Below are 19,218 nucleotides of genomic sequence, written 5' to 3'. Positions count from 1 at the left end.
TCGGTCCGCTATGTGTCGGCCGGACCGCCGCGCTTAACCCTCGATCCGGCCGGCCGGAAGGCAGCGTCTTTCCTCTCGCCATGCAAGCACCATTTCGGCGCCGGCCTTGCCGCCGCGCGGCCCGTGGACCGTGACAGAGCGGGACGCAGCGGCGACGGAGAAATCCAACGCGTCCGCGAAGGGATGCCCTTGCGTCAGGCACCAGGTCAATGCCCCGCCGAAGGTGTCCCCGGCGCCGGTCACATCGACGACATTCACGGCGTAGCCGGCAGCCTGCTCCTGCGTTTCGCCGTCGAAGGCCTCGGCGCCCGCCGCTGCCATGGTGCGCACGACCCAGCCGATGTCATGGTCCCGTATCCAGCCGCCGATACGGGAGAGATCGTCATGGCCGAAGGCGGCACGGAAACCGACCTGGTTGAAGATGACGACGGCGGCTCCGGTGAGATAGGGCATGTCCTCGGGTGTGCAGCCGCCGACATCGAGATCGAAGATGGCGCGACGGCCATGGCGGCACAGGTCGGCAAGCAGGTCGGCCTGCTTGAGCACGCCATCGTCTGTCCGCGCATGCAGGCGGCGGACGCGGTAGAGGGTGGTGTAGAGAAAGCCCGGCCGGCGCAGCGCGGCAAGCGTTTGCGGCGCCAGCCACATCGGCTGTTCGCCCATCTCGACGGTCAGCACCACATGCTCGCCATCGATGAGGAAGATGAAGTTGCGCGATTCCGGGATGGTGGGATCGGTGAGCATGTGATCGGCCCCGACGCCGTTTTCGCCGAGATCGGCGATCAGGCGTTGCGATAGCGGGCTGTCATTAAGCAGCGAGATGAATTGCGTATCGCCGCCGAGTGCGGCGTGGACGACGGCGGCATTGGCGATCGAGCCACCGATTTCGGCCGGCAATTCCTGCACCATGCCCTTGTCGGCCCGGCCCGGCCAGCGGTCGGCAGTGTAATATTCGTCCAGCGCCACGTCGCCGATGAAGAAGGCGGTCATGCGGCCGCTCCCTCGACCCGCACCAGGCGCGGGCCGCCCGACACCGGCACCCAGGGGCTTTCGCCGAGCCCGCAGATCGCCATCCAGTAATAGGGCGTCGGGCCGGAAACGCCGCGGCAGGCATCGTGCCAGACGCCGCGATTCATGACCACAGCCTGTCCGGGCGCGATGACGAAAGCCTCGATCTCGCCCGCCAGCGGCGCCTCCACATCGCCGGACGGGGCGACGGCGAGCACGATGGGTTCGGCAGCGCAGAAGATCGCCTCCTCGGTGCGCGGATGACGTTCCATCGCCGCGCAGAGCCAGGGCGCGCCGCCGCCGCGGGTGATGCCGAGATGGCCGGAGCCCTCGATCAGCGGCGTGCGGGTGAAACCGTCGCTCCAGCCGTCGCCGCGCGTCCAGACGACAGCCGGATCGGCATCGCCAGTGAGATCGGAGACACGGCCATAGCGGGCGAAATTCTCTCCTGTCACCGGCCTTGCGAGAAGCGCGTTCATGCGGCACTCCTTGCCAGTCGCACGGCGCGCATCAGCCCGGCGACATGGGCCGCCTCGACGCGGCCGCTATCCTTATGGTCGTGTTTGAACCAGCTTCCGACGACGGCGCCATCGGCCTGCGCCAGTTGTTCGACGGCATTGGCCTCGGTGAGGCCGGCGCCGATCAGCAGCGGCACGCGACCGCCGGTCGCGGCGCGAAAGCGGGCGACCTTTTCCATGTCGGTCGGCTGTCCCGTGGCGTCGGAGGTGACAACCAGTCCGTCGCAACGGGCGGCGCCGATGCGCACGTCCTCCTCTTCCGGCCGGCCGGACAGCACCGGCTGGTATTTGAAACGCACGCCGCCGAGCAGCAGCGCCGCAACGCCGGCGCGGCGCGCAGCGAGATCGGCCGCGAAGACGATATCCGCCTCTGGGGCCAGATGGCCGGCGACGGAATCCATCTGGATGAAGGCGACGGGATAGCGCCCGGCGAGTTCAAAGGCGCGGGCGTCGTCGCGCAGCACGTTGACGCCGAGGCGCGCGCCGAGATCGAGGCCGCTCAGCCGCTCCAGGACGCGCTCGACATCGTCGGCCTCGCCGAAATAGTTTTCCACCACCAGCCCGTCGACGCCTTCGCCAGCCATGATGCGTGCTTCTTGTTCTGCCTGGGCAAGCTTTGCCGCCGGGCCGTCCCCGGCCAGATGCAGCATGCCGAGGATAGGTTTTACGGTGGCGAATGTCTCGGTGAGACGGTTCATTGTCGGTTTCTCCTGCGGCGCGCCGCCCTCAGGCGGGCGCGGTATCGCGCCCCCAGCGCGTTGCGAATTTCATCTGGACGGCCGGCGAATAGACGATCGACGTGCGCTCGACCAATTGGTCGTCGGCATCGAGCACATCCCCGCTGGCGCAAAGATAGCCCGGCACATCCGTCGCCGGGCCAAAAACCTCCCTCAGGCGCTCGGACGGCGGCACGACGGTGAGCAGCAGTTCCGAACGCAGCGGATGTCGGTGGTAATCGCGGCGCAACACCTCGTAGAGCGATTGCGCCGCGAAATCGTAAGTCTCGATGCCGGGATAGAGGGCGAGATCGAGCTGCGAGGTATCGACGTTCAGCCAGGCGATGGTCTCGCCATTGGCAAGACCGCGGGCGCGCACCAGAAGCAGCTCGCCGTTTTCGATCCTGTGCTCCAGCACCTTGGTCACCGGACGCTGCCCCTGGCGACGGGCAAGCTCGGTAAAGCTGCCGAAGTTCCAGATATTGTGGCTGATCGGCCGGTGCGAGACGATCGTGCCGCGGCCGCGCACCTGCTGCACCAGCCCTTCCGACACCAGGAGCGCCATCGCATTGCGCACCGTGGTGCGGGCGATGCCGAACTGGTCGCGCATCTGGTTCTCCGAGGGGATGGCCTCCCCTTCGGAGAAATCGCCGCTGAGGATGGCGGCGCGCAAGGCCCGGTAAAGCTGCCGGTAGAGCTGTTCGCCGGAATAGGCATCGAGGCGAAAGCGCGTCAGCCCGTCGTCCGGGCGGTCACCCGGATTTGCGGCGTCTGGTGGGGAAGGCTGGGTCAAGATCGGCTCCGGCGAGGCTGGTTACTTCGTGGCTCCGTTTATCTTGAACGCTTCCACGCCCGCTTCTTTCAAGCCGTAGCGGTCGAGGATCTGTGCATAAGTGCCGTCGGCCTTCAGGGCTTCGAGGGTGGCGTGCACGGCATCGCGAAGCTGGCCGTTCGCCTTGGCGAAGGCGATGCCGTAATGGTTGACTTCGCCGATATCGCCGATCTGGTAGAACTTGCCCGGTTCCTGCTTCATCAGGTCGAGCAGACCTTCGAGACCGATGACGGAAGCCTGGGCGCGACCCTGGCGGATTTGCATGATGTGCTCGGCCTGGGTCGGGATCTGGATGACGGTGATCAGCTTGTCGGCCGGGCAGATGGATTTGCCAAGCTCTTCCGCCCAGGTGACCCAGCTCGTGCCCGTGGCGACGGCGACCGTCTTGCCGCAGAGATCGGCTTCGGTCTTGATCTCATCCTTGTGGTCGATGCTGGAATAGAAGACATTGCCGGTCTTGAAGTAGTCGATGAAATCGAGCTGCGTCTGGCGCTCCACCTTGTCGGAGAAGGCGGTCATGATCAGGTCGGAACGGCCGGTGACCACCTGCGGGATGAGCTGCGGGAATTCGACGTTCTGGAACTCCGCCGTCAGGCCGAGACGCTCGGCGATCGCCTTGGCGAGGTCGATGTCGAAACCCTTGAGGTCGGTCGACCCGGCATCGTTGTATTCCATCGGCGGATAGGCGAGACTGATGGTGACGTTGAGCTTGCCGGCCGAACGCACGGCTTCGGGCAGCGCGGCCGCCAGCTTCTCGTCACCGGCGGCAAAGGCCGTGCCGGCAAGGCTGATGAACGTGGCGGAGGCAAGCCCCAGTACCATCGGCAGAATTGTTTTCATTCTTCGTGCTCCCATTGTTGGACTTGAAAGATCAGGCAAGCACGCGGCTCAGGAACGAGCGCACGCGCGGATCGGAAGGATTGCTGAGAACGTCGCCAGGGGCGCCGATCTCGCGGATTTCGCCGTCGATCATCACCACGACGCGATCGGCGACCTCGCGGGCGAAGCCGATCTCATGGGTGACGACAATCATGGTGGTCCCGCCGCGCGCCAGCGTGCGCATCACCTCCAGCACCTCGCCGACGAGTTCCGGGTCGAGCGCGCTGGTCGGCTCGTCGAACAGCATGACGCGCGGCTGCATGGCCAACGCCCGGGCGATCGCCACGCGCTGCTTCTGGCCGCCGGAAAGCTGCGACGGATAGCTCTGCGCCTTGCCGGCCATGCCGACCTGCTCCAGCAGATCCATGGCGCGTGCCTCGGCCTCGGAGCGCTTGAGGCCGCGCACCACCATCGGCCCCTCGATGACATTTCCGAGCACGGTGCGGTGGGCGAAGAGATTGAAATGCTGGAACACCATGCCAAGCTGGCTCTGCTGGGCGCGCAGCCGCTTGACCGGCAGCTCCTGCAGGGCGCCGCGGGCATAGTCGTAGCCCATAATCGCACCGTCGACCCAGACATAACCGCCGTTCGGCGTCTCCAGGTGGTTGATGCAGCGCAGGAAGGTGCTCTTGCCGCTGCCGGAGGGGCCGAGGATGCACAGCACCTCGCCGTGGGAAACATCGAGATCGAGGCCCTTCAGGACTTCGTGACTGCCGAAAGACTTGCGGATACCGACCGCCTTGACTGCGAGGCTCATGCTTCCTCCGGTGCGGCCGGGCGGCGCGACCAGCCGGCGAACCAGCCGCGCCCGGTCGGGGCAGCGGAGGCGTCGCGGCCAAAATGGCGTTCGAGATAATATTGGCCGATGGACAGCACCGTGGTGCCGAGGAGATACCAGACGGCGCAGACGAACAGCAGTTCGATGACGGCGCCGTTGATGAAATAGATGCGCTGTGCCGCGTTCAGCATTTCGCCCATGGCGATGGTGGCGGCGAGCGAGGAGAATTTCAGCATGCCGATGGCGCTGTTGCCGAGCACCGGCAGGATGAGCCGCAGCGTCTGCGGCAGGATGATGCGGCGCATCGTCTGGCCGGGCGTCATGCCGAGCGTATGCGCCGCCTCCTTCTGCCCCCTGTCGACGGCGCCGATGCCGCCGCGCACGACTTCGGTGAGATAGGAGCCCTCGTTGACGCCAAGTCCGAGCACGGCGGCGACGAAGGGCGTGACCACATCGACCATGCGCGCATCGACGAGGCCGGGAATGTAGAGCCGCGGGAAGACCAGCGCGATGTTGAACCAGATGAGAAGCTGCAACAGCACCGGCGTGCCGCGAAACACCCAGACATACAGCCAGGCGGCAAAACGGAGGATCGGGTTTTCCGAAAGACGCATGATGCCGAAGGCGAACCCCAGTGCGACGCCGAGCGCCAGCGCACAGGCCGAGATCAGCAACGTCCAGCCGAAGCCGACAATGATCACCTCGGCCGTCAGAAACTTGCCGACCACAGGCCATTGGATTTGCCCGACGGCAAAAGCGCGGACGATGACGGCGAGCAGCAACAAAACGATGCCGCCGCTGATCCAGCGGCCGGGATGTCGCAAGCGACGCACAGTCACGTCCCGACCGGGAAGGTCTGCTGGCGAAAGCGTCGCGAGTGTTTTCGAAGAGGATTGTTGCATGGCGTCCAATTGTAGGGTTAGGCCTACAACTTGATAGGCATAATCAGCCGGTTAGTCAAGCGCCATTCTGCTACACGCCGAAGGCCAACAGGAACCGCTCGGGTTCGCCTCCCCAAGAGGGGAAGCGTTCGTTCCGCGTCGGGTAGATGAGCGGCAGAACAAGAATGCCGGAGGGGCCGGACTTCTTCTCCGGCACGGCGCATATTCCAGCGGGCGAGATCAAGATGCCAGCCACCACCGCGACCTTGGCCTTGCTGTTGCCCGCCATGGACGCCGCGCCATCGGCGCGGCCGCGACAAGGACGAACTATCTACCTTTGCGAAAAGGTGTATTCTGCCTCTCTATCTTGGGTTGGATAAAAAGGCAGTTTGCATGACCAAGGCAAAAATCCCCGATATCGACAGCCACACGCCTTTCCGCGTCGAAAACGATACGACCGCCGGCTATTGGCACCATCGCCCGGAAAATACCTTGCCCCCGCCGGATATGATGGGCGCCTATATGCGCAACCGTCCGGTGCCCGGCAACCAGGTCGAAGGGCGCAAGGCGTGGATCATCGGCAGCGGAATCGCCGGACTGGCGGCGGCCTTCTACATGATCCGCGACGGCGGCATGGCCGGACAGGACATCACCATTCTCGACGCGATGGATATCGCGGGCGGCTCGCTCGACGGGGCGGGCAATCCGGACGACGGCTACATCATTCGCGGCGGCCGCGAGATGAACTGGAATTACGACAACCTTTGGGACATGTTCCAGGACGTCCAGGCGCTGGAACTGCCCGAAGGATACAGCGTTCTCGACGAGTACCGGCTGGTCAACGACAACGACCCGAATTTCTCCAAAGCCCGCCTGATGCACAAGCGCGGCCAGATCCGCGATTTCTCGACCTTGGGCCTGTCGCGCTCGCAGCAATGGGAGCTCATCCGGTTGCTGCTGAAGCGCAAGGAAGAACTCGACGACATCACCATCGAGCAATATTTCAGCGCCGGTTTCCTGGAAACCAACTTCTGGTATCTCTGGCGCTCGATGTTCGCCTTCGAGAACTGGCAGAGCCTGCTCGAAATGAAGCTCTACATGCATCGATTCCTCGACGCGCTCGACGGGCTCAAGGACATGTCGGCGCTGGTCTTTCCCAAATACAATCAATATGACAGCTTCGTGCGGCCGCTGGTGGAGCACTTGAAGCAGACGGGCGTCACGGTCCGGTTCGGCACACGCGCCTATGATCTGGACATGACGGTCGACGGCGAGTCTCGAACCGTAACCGCGATCCGTGCCAGGATCGATGGAAAGGACGAGGTGATCGATGTCGGCCCGGACGACGTGGTTTTCGCCCTGACCGGATCGATGACCGAAGGCACCGCCTATGGCGACATGGAGACGGCGCCCGTGCTCGAGCGCGGCCGGCACGAGCCGGGCGAGGCCAGCGACTGGGCGCTGTGGAAGAATCTCGCGAAAAAATCCCCGGTTTTCGGCAAGCCGGAAAAATTCTATGGCGATACGGAAAAGTCGATGTGGGAGTCGGTCACCCTCACATGCAAACCCTCGCCGTTCGTGGAAAAGCTGAGGGAGCTGTCTGTCAATGATCCCTATTCGGGAAAGACCGTGACCGGCGGCATCATCACCTTCACCGATTCGAGCTGGGTGCTCAGCGTCACCTGCAATCGCCAGCCGCATTTTCCCGGCCAGCCGGACGACGTGCTGGTCGTCTGGGTCTATGCGCTGCTGATGGACAAGGAGGGCAACTACGTCAGGAAGACGATGCCCGCCTGCACCGGACGCGAGATCATCGCCGAGCTATGCTATCATCTCGGCATCGAGGACCAGCTCGAGGCCGTTGTCGCGAACACGAAGGCGCGGCTTGCCCTCATGCCCTACATCACCGCCATGTTCATGCCGCGCGCGGCCGGCGATCGGCCTCATGTGGTGCCCGCCGGCTGCACGAACCTGGCGCTGCTGGGCCAGTTCGTCGAAACGTCCAACGATATCATCTTCACGATGGACAGCTCTGTCCGCACCGCGCGCGTCGGGGTCTATACCCTGCTCGGCCTGCGCAAGCAGGTGCCGGACATCAGCCCCGTGCAATACGATATCCGCACGCTCCTCAAGGCGGCGCGGGCGCTCAACAATGACGAGCCGTTTCCGGGCGAGCGCCTGCTGCACCGCCTGCTCGACAAGACCTATTTCGCGCATATCCTGCCGCCTCTTCCCGAGCAGGAAGGCTCCTCCATGCGCGAACGGGTGGAAAGCGAATTGTCAGGCCTGCTCGGCGCCGGCGAGCAGGCGGCCGGTCGCGTGCTAGGCTGGCTGGAAAAAATGCGCGAGAATTTCACCACCCGGGGAAAGGACGGCTGATCGGCTTCTTTCACGGAGAAAAGGATCCCTTGCTCAGCGCGGCTTCGTCTCGATGAAGGAAACGATGGCCGTGCCGTTGAGGGCGTCGCTCGCATAATCGAGTTGCGCTTCGGCATCGCGAACGGTGCCGATGGCGGCCACGAGGGACGTCCGGTCGAGATCTCGGCCGGCGCTCGTCAATGCGGAAACGAGAAGCCGTGCGACGGTCCTCGCATGGACGTCCACGATATGTCCAGGCGCCGCCCCAGAAACAAGGGATGCCTCGGGCGATGCGAGGACCAGATGATGGCGGCCGGCCTCCGCGGATGACAGGAGCTCGCCCGCAAGCCCGTAGATCCGGGAACTGGCGGGAAGATCGTGAAGGATCCGCCGCGCCATCCGCCGGTCCGGACACAGCAGGAGCACGTCGCGCGGATGGTCTCCGGGGAGCGGCAGGCGCGATAGCGTGTAGCGGGTGCCGGCCCCTGGAAACCATGCCGCGAAACTGCCTGCATCATCGCCGCATCCGGGCGCGTCGATGACGGTCACAGCCGTCGCCTTATTGGATGCGAGGCGGTCGGCGATGGCGCGAAGCGCATCCTGCCGATCCGCCATCAGTCCGCGCACGATCGTCGTGTCCTCGCTTCCGGCAAGCGGAAACAGGGGGAAGAGGACGGGAACCTGCCGATCGGTGAAGGCTGTGACATCGAGCCGTGTCGACGGCGCCAGGCCGACGACGGCGACCGCATCCTCGGTCCCGGCGAGGATCGACGCGCTGTCTCCGGCAAGCAGCGCAACGGCAATCTTGCGCCCATGGATCGGCTGGCCGCCGAGAAGCTCGTCCAATGCCGCCTGGAGCGCCTTTGCATAGCGGCGCGCGGTTGCCGCATTGTCCGGCGGAACGGCAACGGCCAAGGTGATCGCGCGCGGATGGACACCGCGCCGCTGCAAACTGTCGAGACGGGCGAGATAGGCGGAAATGCCGGCGAAGGTCTGGTCGTCCATCGCGTAGCGCGGCATGAGACTGGCGAGGAGACGTCCGTCCGGCGTTCGTCCCTGCTCGAGGGCATCTCTCAGGCTGGCGGCGTCATAGGCCGGACGGGCAGGAGTGGCGCGAAACAGATCGCTTCCCCGGATCGGCGGCGCGGCACCCTCCCGGCCACCCGCGCCATCGCGCCCGTGACAGGCGCGACACGGAAACCGTGTCGCCGGAAGCGCCGCCGCGCCACCGACCGAGGCCGTCGCCGTGGATTGGCCGATGCCGTTATACAGGCTGCCGCCGATGTCCGGCCTCTCTTGGCCGGCCGCGGGAGCGGTCCCGAGCAGCAGCAACAGGCCGGCGAGAGCGGGAAACTTCAACTGCCGTATCCATCGAGCGCCGCGGCGATGCCGGACACGGTCGCCTCGTTGACCGGCACGCGGCGAAAATCCTTCCGCATTCCATCCCCGACGATGAAGACGAGCTCGTGCAGCTCGATATCGGCTGTTCGGGCATTGGCCTGCCGCAGCACCTTGTCGATATCGCCCGCCGCTCCGGTCGTCCAGAGCCATCGCGCGCTCGGCGCCCATTCTCGCGCCGCCTCGGCGAGCATGTCCGGCGTATCGACCGCCGGATTGATGGTTATCGACACCAGGCGGACGGGCCGCCGGACGCGCGGCGCGACGGTCCTGTCGAGTTCCTGCATGATCGCATTGCCGACCCCGCAGATCGACTGGCAGCTGGTGTAGTTGAATGTCACCACCAGGAGATCGTTACCCGCAAGCTCGCTGACCAGCGCCGCCTCATGCCTGTGCTGATCGGTCAGGCGCACGTCGGGAAGGTCCACCGGCTCCCGCGCCAGCGTCGCGACCTGCGAGGAGGGCGCGACCCGGCTCGCAACGATCGCTGTCGACGCCAGGAGAGCGAGAAGGAGGGCAAGGGGGAGGGCGATGGAGGCGATCCTTTTCATGGCGACACCTGTGCGAGGGCCGGCTCCCGCAGCTCGAATGCCTGCGGTATGTCGACCGGGCTGATCGAGAAAATGCCCGGATGGGGAAAACGGATCTGCGCCGCGAGGCGGTTGTCCCCGTCGCGCTGCGCATCCACCGGCATCGTCCAGGAGGATTGCAGGCTGGAGACGAGGAGGCGCGCGCGCGGCACCGCGATCTCCCGGCCGTCGCCGTCGCGAAATTCGAAGAAGACCGTTTCCGGCCGGTCGGCGCGGTAGCGCCCGTCGCGTGGCGATGCCTTCAGGGTGAAGACCCGGTCCTCGCCTGCGCCGTCGCCTTCAACCGCGAAGCGGATGCAGGTGGTGAGGCCGCCGATGCCGGTGGTGAGGATCAGCTCGTGTTCACCGCCGGCCTCGAGGCGCGCGACGGTTTCGAAGCGGCCGGGCGCGGCCTCCCTCAGGCTCCGGTCGATGACGCCGATGGAGAGCGGAACGCCGCTGCGCAGGCGCACATAGTCTTCCGGCGGCACGTTGCCGATGGCCATGGCGTCATGGAGAATGAGCCCCATGCCGCCGCCCCGGTCGACGACCAGCGCGCGGGATGCGTCGAGCGCCGCGATGCGCGTGCCGGCGCCGCCGGCCTCCGGCTGGCCGCGGGCAAGGCCGATGATCCGCGGCGCGGGGCGGTCCTTGCGCCCGAGCGCCGCGGTTTCGAAAATCGCCACCGCTCCACCATCCTCGCTGAGGATATAGAGGTTTTTGCCGACGAACGCCGCCTCCTGCACCGCCATCCGTTCCTGCATGTGGCCGGCCTCGACGAGCCGCGCCGTGGCAAGGTCGACGATGACGAAAATCGGCTTTCCCGGGCTGTAGGCGATGGCATGGCGCCCGTCCGCGCTGACCGCAAGGCGCGTCGCATCGATGCCGATGGGAATGCGCAACGGTTCGCCCGGATCGTCCGTATAGCGGATGTCGAGCGCCTTCTCGCCGGCCGGCAACAGGACGACGGTTCCGCTCCCGATAAAGCGGGAATCGGCGATGGGCGGTCCCGAAGCGCTCCAGACGATGGCGGATGCCCAGTCGTCGAGGAGGGCGACCCGGCCGTCGCCGGAATAGACACCGAGCAGACCCGGCAGGCCGGTCTCGCGCAGAGACAGCCCGTTTTCCGCCGCGCCCGATCCGCCGGGCAGCACAAGGCGTACGTCGACCACTCCATCCGGTTTCAGCCTGAGGAGGGCATCGCGGCCGGTTTCGGCGATCCAGACGCTTCCGGCGGCCGTCGCCCGTACGTCGCTCGGCGCGGCAAGGTTCTCGGCAAGATGCCGCCGTTCTCCCGTCAGGAGGTCGACATCCTCGATCCGGCCCTCGGCGGTAAAAACCGTAAGCGCGCGCATACCCGCCGGATCGAAGGCGATGGCGTCCGGCCGGCGGTCGAAGGTCGCGGCGGCGATCATGTTTGCGCCGCTCTGGTCGAGCCGGCGGTCCACGACGCCGAAGCTCGCATCGTCGTTGAGCACGCCGATCAATTCGCCATTGAGATCGATGACGCCGCGTGGCGTGCCGCGCGTTGCCCTGAGCGCGCGGGCCGTATCCGCGCAGGCGGCATTCTCTGCCGCGACGGGCCGGATCCAGGCGGCCGGCTTCAAGCCCGCCGGCTGCTGGCCGGTCTTGGCATCGGAGATTTTCAGCACGAGCCGGAATGGCTCCCGGCTTCTCGGCATGCGTAGCGCCTGCCCCGTGCGATCACGAATGGTCATCTCGACCGCCAGCCCGCTGTCGGTCGGCTGGCCTGCTGCCGGCAGGGCTGCCGCCAACACGACGGCAACGCAAAGCCACAGCGCCGATCCCTGTTTCGAGACGCCCGTCACCATCGCGGCGGCCTCACGGTGCGCGGGCGCAGGAGGTCTTGGCGGGATTGTCGAGGTCCTTTTCGTTCGCGACGACGTCGATCAGTCCCCAGAGGCCACCCGCCTGCAGATAGGCCGGCCCGTCATGGAAGAGATAGCAGCCGACTTCAGCCTTTCGGGTCAGCGATGCGGTGATCGCCTTGCCGGGCGCGACCAGCGCCGATCGCGGGAAGCCGAAGCCGGGGAACAGGTCGTTGTAGTTCTGGCCGATCGTCGCGAAGGCGTGCTGGCGGGCACGCCCGCCCGGATGCACCACATGCACGACGATCTCCTCGCCCGCCACCACCTTCAGGACCGGCGGCGACTCCCGCTTGCCGATCTCGGCCTTTTTCAGGCGCAGGAATTCGGCGGGGAAGCGATAGGCATTGAGGTCGGCATGTCGCTCGGGCTGGGGAAGCCCGGCATTGTCTGGCTCATCGCGCAGGCGGATATGGAAGGGCCCGGAGCGGTAGCTGACGCCCTGATCGCCGAAGTCGTAGGTGTCGTCGCAGATCCGGCAATCGCTGACGAGCTTCGGGCGCGCCCCGCCGCGCGCGGCGAAACTGTCGGTGGTGAAACGGTCGCGAAGGTTCAGACCGTCCTGCCAGAACAGCGTGAAGGCCCTTATGGCATGCTCCACGCCTTGCGGGTCCTTCGTGGCGATGCGCAGCGCGCCGAACGGATCGACGCGACCTGTCCGGCCGGCGATCGGCCGGGTGACCAGAACCTTGCAGTCCTGGCCGCGGTTGGACGGTCTCGTATCGTCGCAGAGATCCCGCTCGAAGGTGAGATGGCCGATCTCGATGCGGGTCTCGCCGGTCACCACCGCGCCGGCGGGCAGGACGTCGATCGCGCCGATCAGGCCATGGGTCGGATGGCCGATGATGTCGCCCATGCTTTTCAGGGGCAACGCGCCATAGGCATAGGGAATGAAATTGATCTTCTCGCTGAGGGCGAGCCGCGCATAGGCCCGCCACAACCGATCCACGGCCGGCCGGGCGGCGGCATTTGCGGACGCAAGGCTCGCAAGATCGGCCACGCTGCCGTCGCCGAGGCTCACGCTGACCTTGTAGCGGCGCCCGGCGAAGACGAAGGCGCCGTCCTCGGCAAGGTCGATGCCGCTCAGTTTCGCGACGGTGCGTGCCCCGGACGCGCCGGCAAGCGCCACATTCAATGCAGCGACAAAATCTTCGGCATAGTTCTCGTCGAGCGTGACAGTCGTCAGATCCTCGTTGGACTTCGCCGCCGCGCGGCCGGCATAGAATGATATCTGCTCGATCTGCGCAGTGCGCCGAATGCCGGTGCCGGCCTCGTCCATGGTCAAAATCGTGCCGCCGGCGGGAAGGCCGGCAAGCGCGCCCGTCGCATTGGCGCCGAAGGGCCGGGCGATCGCATTGGTATAACTCAGCGTCGGCAGCGGCAGCATCAGGGCAAGACGCGAGGACGGCCGGACATTCGCGCCGTCTTCCTGCGTGAAATGCCAGGGGCCGAGTTCCTTCTCCTTGTCGCCGGTCGCCCATTGTGGCTCGGTGTTAAGGGCGGTGATCGCCGGCATCCGCGCGTCGCCGAGATCGTCGATCAGGCCTTTCGCACCGGTATGGTCTCGGAGCGCATTGATGACCGTCAGCACGACGCAATCGCCGGCTTTCACCGGCAGGACGAGCGGTTCGGGATGCGCATAGGCCGCCTTGACGGCGCCGACCACCGTTTCCAGCCTGATGTCGCGCCAGGCGTCGGGGCTTTCAAGATAGTCAGGCCAGGCGATATCGGCCGGCTTGCGATTGGCGACCGCCATCGGATCGACCTGCGCCAGGAACAGGCCGTTGCGGTCGTAAAGCCCCGGGCCATAGGCGACACCGGTGTCTCCGAGGGAAGCGTCCGGGCCGAAGACCGTCCGCGTCTCGATAGCAACTACGGCGGCATGGACCACCGGCGCCTCGTAGCGGCAGGCGGCGGGCTGGGTGTTGGCGAAGGCGCCCGCCTGTGTGGCTTCGTCGATGGGATTGTCCTTGATGAGCGCGTTCTTCGCTGAATCACCGAGTGCCAATTTCAGCGTCTTGGCCTTCGCCTGCACTTTCCTGATGTCAACGAGATCCTCGCTGCCTTTGGGATAGGTTCGCAGCAGGCTCCAGGCGCCGTTCCATAGCGCGTCCTGCGAGCCGAAGTGCTGGAGCGTATCGGAGGGAAGATCGGCGGCGTTCGCAAGGGCGTCCGCCGCGCCGAAGCGTTCCGTATTGACGTCGTTGCGATAGGTGCCGGCGAATTCGAAATGCTCAGAGATCCCCACTTCCTGGGCGCTGACGCGGCCTTCGCGGTTGAGACAGGACGCCATGCCCTCTTCGGCCGCCTCCCAGAAATCGAGTGACTCCGGCAGGCTCGCGGCGCCATTGCGCAGCCAGTAGAAATATTCATCCGCATGGCCGGCATCGATGAGCCGCATCGCATTGCCGCCGGCAAGGAAGGTAACGTCATCGCATTTCTGGGTCAGGGTCGCGCGCGGCGCGGTCTCGTCGCGCGGCCAGGCGGCGGCCGGGAAACGCTGGTCGATGTTGCGCGGCCAGGTGTAGCCTTCCAGATTGAAGGTATGCTGGACCTCCTGCGCGCCCTGGATGAGCCTGAAGAGCACCCGGTCGCCCGTCATCGTCTTCATCGTGTGGGTGGCGGGATCGTTGTGGTAGGCCGACAGGAACACGTTGGCGAGATCGCCCTCCGGTCCCTTCTTCTGCACCGCGATGCTGCAGGAGTCGCGGCCCGAAATGCCCGCCTCCAGCTTGCCGACCCATTGTTCGGGCGTGTCGTCCTTGAACTGGCATTTCTGCGCATCGTCGGTGCCGATGCGCAGCGGGATAGGCTCGCCGCGATAGTTCAGGAGATAGGGGTCGTGGTGATCGACCGAAATGCTCTCCGGCCGCTTCACGGCGGCGACCGGCCGGGCCATCACGCCATTTCCGTCATTGCCCGCCGCCTTCTGGCGATAGGCAATCAGATAGTCGCGCAGGCTGTCGACGTCGTCGGCGGTGATCAGCCCGGGCAGGAGGTCTGCGGAATGCGTTTTCGTATCGTGCGGCATGGCGGCCGCAAGCCATGCCGGCGAAACGTCGCCCGGCGCGGCGAAGACCGCGCCCTTGTCCCGCATGAGGCCGGAGCCGCAAAATTCGTTCATGTTGCCGGTTTGGCCGAGCCGGGCATATTTCGCCTCGCAATAGAGCGTTGCCATGCCTTTTGCCAGCCTCGGTTCCTCCAGCGCGGCTTCGGACTTCGTGCTGTCGACCTTCCTGTCCGGGAAGGCGGCAAGGAGCGTTTCCTTCGCCATCGTGTCGCTCGGATCGTAGAGCGTGGCGAAATCGGCGACCGCCAGGGCGAATTCCCGGGTGGACACGTCGTCCAGTGCGTCGAAATCGACAATGATCTTGTCCCTGCCGACATCGATCGGCCCGGCCTCGACCAGCGTGCGGTCGATGCGGGGCCTGGTGCAGTCCTTGCCATCGACCTCGCAGGTCTGCGATCCCTGCGGCTCGATCAGCAGCGCCGTGTAGAAGCCGTGCTGCTGGATCGAGGAGGGGCCGAAGTGATCGTGGCTGAAGACGGTGCGAAGCGTGCGGTCGACGAAATCTTCGTCCTTCTTCTGCGCGCCGCCGTCGCCCTTGCGGCGCACGGGCGAGAGCAGGGGATCGGCGAACCAGCGTTGTGTCGTCGTCTGGAACAGGCGGCGCTGATTACCCTCCTTTATGGAAAGCCGCCAGATTTCCTGCCGGTCCACGACCCAGTGGGGGTCTTCGTCGGCGGCCGCATCGTTGCGGCAGAGGCCGGGGAATTCGCGCAGCCGGGGCTCGGTCGCATTCCCCTCCGCATAGGTCGCCATGCCGGCGTTCTTGGCGGCGCAGATGCGGCTTGCGATCTCGTCCGGCGCGAAGGTGCCGTCCTCGTAGTTGAAGCCGTTGCCCGAGCCGTCGGACGAGGTCACGTCGAACTTCACGAGATGGATGTGCTGGCCGATCGTGTCGGTCGGCGTCTTGACCTGGAAATCGTCGAGCGCCAGTTCCTTCGGCAATTCGTTCGTGTGGCGGAACTCGATGCATTCGCCGGACAGCGCCCGGAAGAAGAATGGCTGCTCGCTGGCGCTGATCAACGGCGAAATGCGCCGGCTGCCGATCTCGCCCTTGTAGGCATATGAACGCTCGGTCAAGACGTTGATGCGCGCCTGCGGATCATGCCAGCCGGCCCTGTTGGTCACCATGTCCAGTTGCACGGCGGACGCCTTGTAGCGGCGGAAGCCGATGACGCCGGGATCGGTCGTCAGGCCCGCCTCGCCGGTGAAGGGATCGACTTCGCTCACCATGACGATCTCGCCACTGGCAAGCGCGGTCGGGCGCTGGTTGTCGTCGAGATAGTAAAGGGTCGGCCGCTTGGCGATCCGCCTGTCCGACCGGCGCCACTTGACCCAGTTGGAGACCTCCTCGTCGCGGGCCGCAACCGGCGTCGCGCCCGCCGGGATCGCATCCACCGGGCCGGCGGCGAAGTAGAGCGGCCGGTCCTCGAACGTGTAGCTGGCCGGATCGCTTCCCGAGCCCGGAACGCGCACCAGCGTCCGGTAGCTGTCGGGCGCGGCGCAGGGATCGGCGAAGGGGGCGCCGGGCTTGGCCTTGCCGCCATTGACGGCAAAGAGCGGGCCGGCGCTTGCCGCCGCGCGCGCATAACCGCCGCGCGTAAGGTCGTATTCGGCCTTCGCCCCGTCCGCGAGGAGCAGATCGAGACCGGAGCCGTTGTGGTGGAAGGCCATGGCGGCCTTTTCCAGCGCCGTCCCGTCATAAGGCAACAGCTTCAGCGGCGCCTTCTCGATATGCATCGTCAGGTCGCCGAGCGCCAGCATCTTGGCGACGAGCTGCGTCTGGCGGGCTTCGCGCTTACGCAGCGCCACATTGTTCTCGGCGCCGGCGCGGTCCGTTACCTCGTCAGGGGCATAGGCTTCCAGGAAGCCTTCGGGCACCGCGACGCCCGGCTTGCGTTCGGCTGCGTCGAGCATGATGTGGCGCGGCAGACCGCCATCGAGATATTCGCCCTCCGGCACGCCATCGCCGGCCGTGGCCCTGGCGATGTCGAGCGGCGCCTGCGCCGGACGGTGGCCGGGCTTGCCGCCGATATAGTAGGGGTAGCCCGGAAAGGCGTGGATCTCGGCGACTTCAGGCGTGCTTCCCTCGGTGACGGCGGCGACGGTCGTCTCGCCGCTATAGGTCGGCAGCAGCGGCCAGGCTTCGCCGGGCAGGGGAACGAGCGCCGGCGTCGGCGTTCCCACGGTATAACCGGGGGCGCCCGCCGTCGGATTGATCCACGCGCCGTTCGCGCTGACCGAGCCCGGCCGCTTGCGCGCACGGGTATCCTTGCTCATCTCGGCGAGCGAAAGGCCCGCTTCCCATTGTCCGTCGGGCAGCTTGCGGGTGCCATCCTCCAGCGCGTCGTGAACGCGCCAGAGTTCCCACATGCCCTGCGCGAAATGCGGATAGAGATGGCAGTGGAAGATCGAATCGCCGACCGTGCGGTTGCGGTTGCCGGAGCCGAGCGTCTCGTACCAGCCCCTCTCGCCGGCCGCGCCCCGGCGGTAGATCTGCATGCCGCCACCGTAGATATCGTACGTGAAGCCCTGCTGCGGCGCGACCGTCTGGGAATCGAGATAGGTCCCCCGGTTCGCATCGTTGCCCGAGAACCATTGATGGGCGTGCAGGTGGAAGACATGCGTCTCCTTCGGGCCGGCATGGAAGTTGCGGAAAACGATCGGGTCGTTCAGGTAGGAATGGTGGACGTTGGAGGGGTCGTCACTGAACTGTTCGAGCAGCGCCGGATCGCCATTGGCCCACGATGTGAGGAAGAATTCCTCATAGAGGCATTCGGCGCAATTGGCGGCCGGGCCGATGCCCTTGCGGTTGGCAAGCAGCGCCGCCCCCATGCCGCTGGAGCCGTAGTTGATGGCAAAGCCGTCGCGAACGCCGGCGAGCTGGCCCTCGCCGAACTTGCTCAGCTCGGAAAAATTGCGCGTGTAGAAGGTCTTGAGCTCGTCATGGAAGAAAACCGAGAATTCGCGGAAGCTCTGCGGCCGGCCGTCGAGGCGCGTTGCGGGATCGCGTTCGACGATGGCGTTGAGGTCGGAATGGACGATTTCGAGCAGCCCGTCGTTCACCCGCTTCGCCATCGCCAGGATCGGCACGCCTCCGACGCCGTCCGGCAGGCCATCGAACGTGTCGCGCAGCTCCCGTACCGCATGCCGGGGCATGGATTTCGCGCCCCACAGGTCACGAAACGCCTTGGCGGTGATCTGGCTGCGATACCAGGCCGAGCCCTTCGGCTCGCCGATCACCGCGCCGAAGAGCCCATAGGTGATCGAGCCGCCGTCGCCTTCGCCGCCCGCGGGGGCGGCCGTGCTGGAAAGGAAATAGGTGCCCTCGTCATCCACCCGGTAGGTGCAGACCGCAAATGCGCCGGGCGAAATGCCGCGCTGGCCGAGGCAGGCCCGGTCGTCCGCCTCCACGCCGCTCGGCACCAGCGTCAGCCCCTGGATCGCCATGGAAAGCAGGCGTGTCGCCGGCGCATCGGTGTCCGGCTCCCTCCCAGCCTTCGCCTCGGCGCGCGTGCCGGCCGTGTCCGTGAGGCAATCCGCCTCCTTGTGCGCGGTGCGGTCGGAAGAGCCTTCCGAGACCCAGGAGCGAACCGCGCCCAGCATCTCCCACATCCGGCCCGTGGCCGGCTGCGCCTTCGCCGACCGGCAGAAATCTTCCGAATAGCGCGGCTGGCTGTCGCGCAGCAGGTTCTGGACGCGGATGCGCAGGACGTCGCCGGCATTGGCGCGCAGCACCATCGGCCGCGGGCGCTTGCAGTCCTTCAGCCGCACCGCGCCGGGCGCGAGCGAGGCGGGATCGCCGTAAGTTTCCGTCCCGTCCGTCTGGCCGCAGGCATCCGCGTCGTATTTCTGCGGGCCTTCCGACGCGGCCACCACGTCGCGCCTGAGGGCGAAGATCATGCCGAACGGGTTGAAGGAGCCGAAACGGTTGTAGACCAGCGTCTGGTCGAGAGCGACGACATCCGCGCAGACGGTGCGTTTTCCATCGACGGATGAGCACCATCCCGCCGCCGCCCCGGCCGCCCCGTCGCCTTTTTCGGCTGCCTGACCGCACGACATGCTGGCGATGAGGGCGGTGGCCACGCTTGCAGCAAGGAAACCGAATGCACGAGACATGAGCAGCCTCCTCGAGAACGAGCGTTCTCCAGCTCCAGAAGGGCATGTACTGCTATGCTATTTTCGACCTATACCCGGTATTGAAGATGAATAATCAGCCATTGTCAACCGCAGGTCGACGATAGATGCGGCTATAAAACTATGATAGAAACATCTCTACGAGACTTACACTTCAAGGAAGCATGAACAGAGGGTCGTGTGTCGGCCCT

General features: G+C 65.9%; 13 protein-coding genes. 1 reads left to right on the top strand and 12 read right to left on the bottom strand.

Features of this window, described 5'->3' with window-relative positions; all coding sequences use genetic code 11:
* Positions 1-33: 33 nt before the first annotated feature.
* From P7F60_RS09170 to P7F60_RS09135, 8 genes are all read right to left on the bottom strand, one after another.
* A complete protein-coding gene (locus P7F60_RS09170; RefSeq protein WP_277917429.1) occupies positions 34-990 on the bottom strand; it encodes a carbohydrate kinase family protein in 957 nt (318 codons plus the stop codon).
* Positions 987-1,487, bottom strand: a complete 501-nt coding sequence (locus P7F60_RS09165) for an ureidoglycolate lyase (protein WP_277917428.1) — start codon at positions 1,485-1,487, stop codon at positions 987-989. The genes P7F60_RS09170 and P7F60_RS09165 overlap by 4 nt, the downstream gene beginning before the upstream one ends.
* Positions 1,484-2,224: a BtpA/SgcQ family protein gene (locus P7F60_RS09160; protein WP_277917427.1), complete on the bottom strand. Its 741-nt coding sequence runs from the start codon at positions 2,222-2,224 to the stop codon at positions 1,484-1,486. The genes P7F60_RS09165 and P7F60_RS09160 overlap by 4 nt, the downstream gene beginning before the upstream one ends.
* Before the next feature lie 28 nt (positions 2,225-2,252).
* A complete protein-coding gene (locus tag P7F60_RS09155) occupies positions 2,253-3,035 on the bottom strand; it encodes a GntR family transcriptional regulator (protein WP_277917426.1) in 783 nt (260 codons plus the stop codon).
* A gap of 21 nt (positions 3,036-3,056) precedes the next feature.
* Positions 3,057-3,914 (bottom strand): ABC transporter substrate-binding protein, encoded by an 858-nt coding sequence (locus P7F60_RS09150; RefSeq protein WP_277917425.1) that lies wholly within the window; start codon positions 3,912-3,914, stop codon positions 3,057-3,059.
* A 31-nt stretch (positions 3,915-3,945) separates the two neighbouring features.
* On the bottom strand, positions 3,946-4,710 hold the full coding sequence (locus P7F60_RS09145) for an amino acid ABC transporter ATP-binding protein (protein WP_277917424.1): 765 nt from the start codon (positions 4,708-4,710) through the stop codon (positions 3,946-3,948).
* Positions 4,707-5,564 carry an amino acid ABC transporter permease gene (locus tag P7F60_RS09140; RefSeq protein WP_277917423.1) on the bottom strand — a complete coding sequence of 286 codons (858 nt, stop codon included), beginning with the start codon at positions 5,562-5,564 and terminating at the stop codon, positions 4,707-4,709. The genes P7F60_RS09145 and P7F60_RS09140 overlap by 4 nt, the downstream gene beginning before the upstream one ends.
* 139 nt (positions 5,565-5,703) lie before the next feature.
* A complete protein-coding gene (locus P7F60_RS09135) occupies positions 5,704-5,901 on the bottom strand; it encodes a hypothetical protein (protein ID WP_277917422.1) in 198 nt (65 codons plus the stop codon).
* 104 nt (positions 5,902-6,005) lie between these two features.
* Between P7F60_RS09135 and P7F60_RS09130 the strand changes: the two genes are divergently transcribed.
* The gene (locus P7F60_RS09130; protein ID WP_277917421.1) at positions 6,006-7,991 is read left to right on the top strand and encodes an oleate hydratase; all 1,986 of its coding nucleotides are present in this window, start codon (positions 6,006-6,008) and stop codon (positions 7,989-7,991) included.
* A gap of 33 nt (positions 7,992-8,024) precedes the next feature.
* Here P7F60_RS09130 and P7F60_RS09125 read toward each other — a convergent pair whose 3' ends face one another.
* Genes P7F60_RS09125 through P7F60_RS09110 form a run of 4 tightly spaced genes read right to left on the bottom strand, consistent with a single transcriptional unit; the run spans position 8,025 to position 19,009 of the window.
* Positions 8,025-9,329: a hypothetical protein gene (locus P7F60_RS09125; protein ID WP_277917420.1), complete on the bottom strand. Its 1,305-nt coding sequence runs from the start codon at positions 9,327-9,329 to the stop codon at positions 8,025-8,027.
* The gene (locus P7F60_RS09120) at positions 9,326-9,919 is read right to left on the bottom strand and encodes an SCO family protein (protein WP_277917419.1); all 594 of its coding nucleotides are present in this window, start codon (positions 9,917-9,919) and stop codon (positions 9,326-9,328) included. Before P7F60_RS09120 ends, P7F60_RS09125 begins: the two co-directional genes overlap by 4 nt.
* Positions 9,916-11,769: a hypothetical protein gene (locus P7F60_RS09115; RefSeq protein WP_277917418.1), complete on the bottom strand. Its 1,854-nt coding sequence runs from the start codon at positions 11,767-11,769 to the stop codon at positions 9,916-9,918. The genes P7F60_RS09120 and P7F60_RS09115 overlap by 4 nt, the downstream gene beginning before the upstream one ends.
* A 10-nt stretch (positions 11,770-11,779) precedes the next feature.
* A complete protein-coding gene (locus P7F60_RS09110; RefSeq protein WP_277917417.1) occupies positions 11,780-19,009 on the bottom strand; it encodes a hypothetical protein in 7,230 nt (2,409 codons plus the stop codon).
* Between the last annotated feature and the right edge of the window lie 209 nt (positions 19,010-19,218).

Source organism: Rhizobium sp. YJ-22, assembly GCF_029601685.1.
Taxonomy (GTDB): domain Bacteria; phylum Pseudomonadota; class Alphaproteobacteria; order Rhizobiales; family Rhizobiaceae; genus Metarhizobium.
This window is presented reverse-complemented; position numbering and strand designations above follow the sequence as displayed.

Coding starts and splice junctions, on each gene's coding strand:
- P7F60_RS09115 (WP_277917418.1), bottom strand. CDS start 11,769: ATGGTGACGGGCGTCTCGAAACAGGGATCGGCGCTGTGGCTTTGCGTT.
- P7F60_RS09145 (WP_277917424.1), bottom strand. CDS start 4,710: ATGAGCCTCGCAGTCAAGGCGGTCGGTATCCGCAAGTCTTTCGGCAGT.
- P7F60_RS09110 (WP_277917417.1), bottom strand. CDS start 19,009: ATGTCTCGTGCATTCGGTTTCCTTGCTGCAAGCGTGGCCACCGCCCTC.
- P7F60_RS09165 (WP_277917428.1), bottom strand. CDS start 1,487: ATGAACGCGCTTCTCGCAAGGCCGGTGACAGGAGAGAATTTCGCCCGC.
- P7F60_RS09135 (WP_277917422.1), bottom strand. CDS start 5,901: ATGGCGGGCAACAGCAAGGCCAAGGTCGCGGTGGTGGCTGGCATCTTG.
- P7F60_RS09170 (WP_277917429.1), bottom strand. CDS start 990: ATGACCGCCTTCTTCATCGGCGACGTGGCGCTGGACGAATATTACACT.
- P7F60_RS09130 (WP_277917421.1), top strand. CDS start 6,006: ATGACCAAGGCAAAAATCCCCGATATCGACAGCCACACGCCTTTCCGC.
- P7F60_RS09160 (WP_277917427.1), bottom strand. CDS start 2,224: ATGAACCGTCTCACCGAGACATTCGCCACCGTAAAACCTATCCTCGGC.
- P7F60_RS09120 (WP_277917419.1), bottom strand. CDS start 9,919: ATGAAAAGGATCGCCTCCATCGCCCTCCCCCTTGCCCTCCTTCTCGCT.
- P7F60_RS09150 (WP_277917425.1), bottom strand. CDS start 3,914: ATGAAAACAATTCTGCCGATGGTACTGGGGCTTGCCTCCGCCACGTTC.